General features: G+C 32.3%; 2 protein-coding genes. Both read right to left on the bottom strand.

The genetic code is table 11. From position 1 onward, the window contains the following. A partial coding sequence (locus tag AQ1689_RS13275) for a transposase (protein ID WP_232122636.1) occupies window positions 1–503 on the bottom strand: 503 nt, incomplete at its 3' end. Between the two features lie 161 nt (window positions 504–664). Continuing rightward, window positions 665–1,041: ISAon1 family transposase N-terminal region protein (locus tag AQ1689_RS03835; RefSeq protein WP_422640691.1), on the bottom strand; the 377-nt coding region annotated here is incomplete at its 5' end.

Below are 1,041 nucleotides of genomic sequence, written 5' to 3' on the forward strand. Positions count from 1 at the left end.
CTGTTATTGAAGTAATTTAAAATAGGTTTGTAATGATGTTGTATCGTTTTTTTGATGGTATTAAACGATTTTAAATTTTCATCTTCCACTTTATTATACCAAAGCGCTAATTTTGTTCTGGCGACATCTTTTCCTGTTTTCGTTTCAAACACCGATTTTAAACCTTGCGATAAATCGTATGCTTTTTTTATCTCGGGATATAAATTAAATAAAATAACAGCCCTTTCTTTTTGATTCTCCGTCCACTTTTCTTGCGATTTAAAAAGTGTAAACCTACTTCTCGCTAGTAGCTGACGCTTGGTTTCTCCATTTTCAAGAATTTCAGGTTTGTAAATAGTAGTTGTGTTTTTTAATTTTGAAATTGCCTCATTTTCTACATCGATAATCTCCCATCTTAAACGAATTCGAACCTCCTGTACCGCCTGAGAAGCAAGCTTTTGCACGTGAAATCTATCGGTTACTATTTCCGTTTTAGGAAAGCATTTTTTGGCGATTAAATTCATGGCAACAGCCATATCTACCGTAACTTCTTTGGATTATTTCGGCATGTTCTTTTTGATGCCAACTTTTAAAATCGCTGAGTTTATTTTTGTAAAGGTATTGCATTCTTTTTCCGTTGAATTTATAATAATCCCCGAATTTACTAGCGCTTACGGCGTTTGTATTAAGAGATACCTTTTAAAAAATCGGCAAACTCGCTGGTTATTCGAGTGCCTTTTGCGATTAAATTCCAATCTTTTTTTATTATTTTCTGACTGCTTAAAAGCGTCCATCTTCGGCGTTTTATATGAAGTAAAACACATTTCCCTCGCAAAGGAAAATCTTCCACTGTTATTTCTGGTAAAAATCCTTTCGATTGCGCTATTTCTGATTCATATTCTTTGGGAAGAAGATTCTTTTCTTCTAAATAAAAATGAACCTGATCATTTTCAATTTTATCTGAAACAATATCAAAATAATCTAAAATTCCTTCTGGTAAAAAATACTTGGCTAAAGCTATATTCAAATCGTCTTTTTTGGAATCACAAAAATAGCTTTTTT

Source organism: Tenacibaculum finnmarkense, from assembly GCF_900239185.1.
Classification (GTDB): domain Bacteria; phylum Bacteroidota; class Bacteroidia; order Flavobacteriales; family Flavobacteriaceae; genus Polaribacter; species Polaribacter finnmarkensis.